This is a genomic window from Methylobacterium sp. WL6 (assembly GCF_008040095.1).
Lineage (GTDB): Bacteria > Pseudomonadota > Alphaproteobacteria > Rhizobiales > Beijerinckiaceae > Methylobacterium.
Genome location: NZ_VRVH01000372.1, coordinates 1 through 3,702 on the forward strand (window position 1 = coordinate 1; position 3,702 = coordinate 3,702).

Genomic DNA, 3,702 nt, shown 5'->3' on the forward strand with positions numbered 1-3,702 from the left:
GGTGCGGGCGATGGCGCCGGCGCGTCGACCGAGGGCGCCGGCACGACGGCGCGCAGGGCCGGCACGAGCTCGCGCAGCACCGCGTCGGCGCGGAGCGTGCGGGTCGCGCCGAGGGCCTGCGCCTGCAGGTGCGCCCGGGGCGTGTCCTCGTGGAGGACGCAGAGGAAGGGGACGCGCCCCGGGCCGAGCCGGTGCATGTACCGGTGCAGGCCCGAGACCTGCTGCGAATGGGCCAGCGAGGCGTCGCCGACCACGGCGACCACCTGGGACAGGTCGGGCGCGTTCCGGGACTGGTAGGGATCCAGCAGGTCGATCACCAGCGGCTCGCCGAGCGGTCGGAGCTGCCCGGCGAGCCTCCGGCCGCGCTCGGGCTGATCGGTGAGGACCAGGATCGTCTTCATGGATGTGCTTCGCCGCCCGCGATCCGCCCTTTCGCGCATCATGGGCCTGATTCCTCACCAGCAATTAAAGCAATCGCGGGTTGAGCGCGCAAAAAGCGGCCGGCGTGCATTGGCCTATAGGCACCGCGACGGGCAGATCCGGCTAGAACCCCCCCTGCGTCCCGCCGCCGCATCCGCAGCCGGCGGCGGTGCCCGATCGCGCCGGCGATGCAGGGGCGGGAAGCGTCGGGCGGCCGCGGACCCGGTCCGGGCGGGGGACCCGGGCGGCCCCCCGTCGTCGTTTCAGGCGATGTACTGGGCGCCGTTGATCGTCAGGGTCGAGCCGGTGATGAAGCCCGAATCCTCGGCGGCGAGGTACTCGACCGCGCGGGCGATCTCCTCGGCCTCGCCCAGCCGCCCGACGGGGATCGTCGAGATGATCTTGTTGCGCACGTCCTCGGGCACCGCCATCACCATGTCGGTGGCGATGTAGCCCGGCGCGATCACGTTGACGGTGATGCCCTTCGCGGCGCTCTCCTGGGCCAGCGCCTTGGCGAAGCCGATCACGCCGGCCTTGGCGGCCGAGTAGTTGGCCTGGCCGATCTGGCCCTTCTGGCCGTTGATCGACGAGATCAGGATGATGCGCCCGAAGCCGCGGTTGCGCATGCCCTCGATCACCGGGCGGGTCACGGTGAAGGCCGAGTCGAGGTTGGTCTTGATGACCGCCTGCCACTTCTCGAAGGTCATCTTGTGGAACAGGCCGTCGCGGGTGATGCCGGCGTTGTTCACCAGCACGTCGACGGGGCCGACCTCGGCCTCGACCGCCTTGATGCCGGCCTCGCAGGCGGCGAAGTCGCCGACGTCGAACTTGAACACCGGGATGCCGGTCTCGGCCTTGAAGCTTTGAGCCGCCTCGTCGTTGCCGCCGTAGTTGGCGGCGACTTTGTAGCCCTTGGCCGCCAGGCCCTTCGAGATCGCCGCGCCGATGCCGCGGGTGCCGCCGGTGACGAGGGCGACGCGTTGCTGAGCCATGGTTTCCTCCAGTTTCTTGAACGTGTTCCAGTTTCTTGAACGTGTTCTCGGTCGCGATCGGGCCGGGTGCGACGGGCGTCGCCTCCGGCCCGCGGATGGTGCCGTCATGCCGCGTGCGGATGGCGTCCGCACGCGAAATGTTTTGCGTCCGGCCTAAAGCCGGATTTTCGGCTCCGGAGAGCTGTGGCTCACGCGCGCTCGATGCACATGGCGACGCCCATGCCACCGCCGATGCACAGGGTGGCGAGGCCCTTCTTGGCATCGCGGCGCTTCATCTCGTGCAGCAGGGTGACGAGGACGCGGGCGCCGGACGCGCCGATCGGGTGGCCGATGGCGATGGCGCCGCCGTTGACGTTCACCTTGGCGTCGTCCCAGCCCATGTCCTTGTTCACCGCGAGCGCCTGGGCGGCGAAGGCCTCGTTCGCCTCGATCAGGTCGAGGTCGGCGGGCTTCCAGCCGGCCTTGTCGAGCGCCTTTCGCGAGGCCGGGATCGGGCCCGTGCCCATGACCTTGGGGTCGACGCCGGCGGTGGCCCAGGACTTGATCGTGGCGAGCGGGGTGATGCCGCGGCGCTCGGCTTCCGAGGCCGACATCAGCACGATCGCGGCGGCGCCGTCGTTGAGGCCGGACGCGTTGGCGGCCGTCACCGTGCCGTCCTTGGAGAAGGCCGGCTTCAGCTTGGCCATGGCCTCCACCGTCGCGCCGTCGCGGATGTACTCGTCGGTATCGACGACCACGTCGCCCTTGCGGCCCTGGACGGTGACCGGGGCGATCTCCTCCTTGAAGCGGCCCTCCTTGCGGGCGGCCTCGGCCTTGTTCTGCGAGCGGGTGGCGAACTGGTCCTGCTGCTCGCGGGTGAGCTGGAAGGCCTGGGCCACGTTCTCGGCGGTGGTGCCCATGTGGTAGCCGTTGAAGGCGTCCCAGAGCCCGTCCTTGATCATGGTGTCGACGAGCTTGACGTCGCCCATCTTCTGGCCGCCGCGCAGGTACTGCGCGTGGGGCGCGAGCGACATCGACTCCTGGCCGCCGGCGACGATGACGGTGGCGTCGCCGTTGGCGATCTGCTGCATGCCGATGGCGACGGTGCGCAGGCCGGAGCCGCAGACCTGGTTGACGCCCCAGGCGGTGGCCTTCTCGGGGATGCCGGCGGCGATGGCGGCCTGGCGGGCGGGGTTCTGGCCGGCGCCGGCGGTGAGCACCTGGCCGAAGATCACCTCGTCCACGTCGTCGGGGGAGACGCCGGCGCGCTCGAGGGCGGCCTTGATCGCCACCTTGCCGAGCTCGTGCGCGGGCACCGTGTTGAAGGCGCCGCCGAACGAACCAACCGCCGTGCGCGCTGCGCCGACGATGACGATGTCTTCGCTTGCCATCTGAAACGTTCTCCTCGTGGTCGGCCGGCGCGTCTTGGAGATCGCGCGCTCGAAAATGCCGTTCCCCCGGATGAAGGGCCTCGCTCGATCGAAGTCAAGAAGGCTGAACCGCCGGGCGTGACGCTCGGCGGGCGGCGGCTGCTCGCTCGGGCGACCCGGGACGCGCCGGGAATTAGCATTATTCCGCGGGAAAAGGCGCCAGATTGCTATTTTCGTCGCCGGCTGAAAGCCTTAAGGTCGAGATCGGCGCGTGGGCGGCTCCCGGCGGCGGGGGCCCGGCCGTGGTCGTCGCGCGATCGGGGAGAGGCCGCAGAGATGGCGGACAGCGTCAAGGCACAACAGACCGTCATCAAGAAGTACGCCAACCGGCGCCTGTACCACACCGGAACCTCGACCTACGTCACCCTCGAGGACCTCTCGACGATGGTGCAGAACGGCGAGGACTTCGTCGTCTACGACGCGCGCACCAGCGACGACATCACCCGCTCGGTGCTGACGCAGATCATCTTCGAGCAGGAGAACAAGGCCGGCGCCGACAACCTCCTGCCGGTGGCGTTCCTGCGCCAGCTGATCCGTTTCTACGGCGACAGCATGCGCACGATGGTGCCGAGCTTCCTCGAGTTCTCGATGGCGAACTTCGCGCGTGACCAGGACGGCCTGCGCGAGAAGTTCTCGACCGGCTTCGGCTCGTCGGCGTTCCAGAGCGCCATCGAGCAGCAGGTGCGGGCCAACATGGGCTTCTTCGGCGACGCCATGAAGATGTTCACCGGCTTCACCCCGCCCGGCGTGACGAACGCCGGCACCCATGCCGGGCAGGCCACCGCCTGGGGCGTCAACCAGGTCTGCGGCTCCGGCCTGCGCACCGTCGCCATCGGCATGCAGCAGATCGCCAACGGCGACGCCACCGTCATCGTCGCCGG

General features: G+C 69.6%; 3 protein-coding genes and 1 pseudogene. 1 reads left to right on the forward strand and 3 read right to left on the reverse strand.

Annotation, left to right across the window (positions count from 1 at the left end; genetic code table 11):
* The 3 genes and pseudogenes from FV230_RS25745 to FV230_RS25755 all read right to left on the reverse strand — a co-directional run.
* A pseudogene (locus tag FV230_RS25745) lies at positions 1-401 on the reverse strand (hypothetical protein); the annotation flags it as partial.
* Between the two features lie 282 nt (positions 402-683).
* A complete protein-coding gene (phbB, locus tag FV230_RS25750) occupies positions 684-1,412 on the reverse strand; it encodes an acetoacetyl-CoA reductase (protein ID WP_147729164.1) in 729 nt (242 codons plus the stop codon).
* Positions 1,413-1,600: 188 nt separating this feature from the next.
* A complete protein-coding gene (locus tag FV230_RS25755) occupies positions 1,601-2,782 on the reverse strand; it encodes an acetyl-CoA C-acetyltransferase (protein WP_147729163.1) in 1,182 nt (393 codons plus the stop codon).
* 315 nt (positions 2,783-3,097) lie between these two features.
* Between FV230_RS25755 and phaR the strand changes: the two genes are divergently transcribed.
* Positions 3,098-3,702 (forward strand): polyhydroxyalkanoate synthesis repressor PhaR (phaR, locus tag FV230_RS25760; RefSeq protein WP_246695003.1); only part of this gene is annotated, 605 nt, incomplete at its 3' end.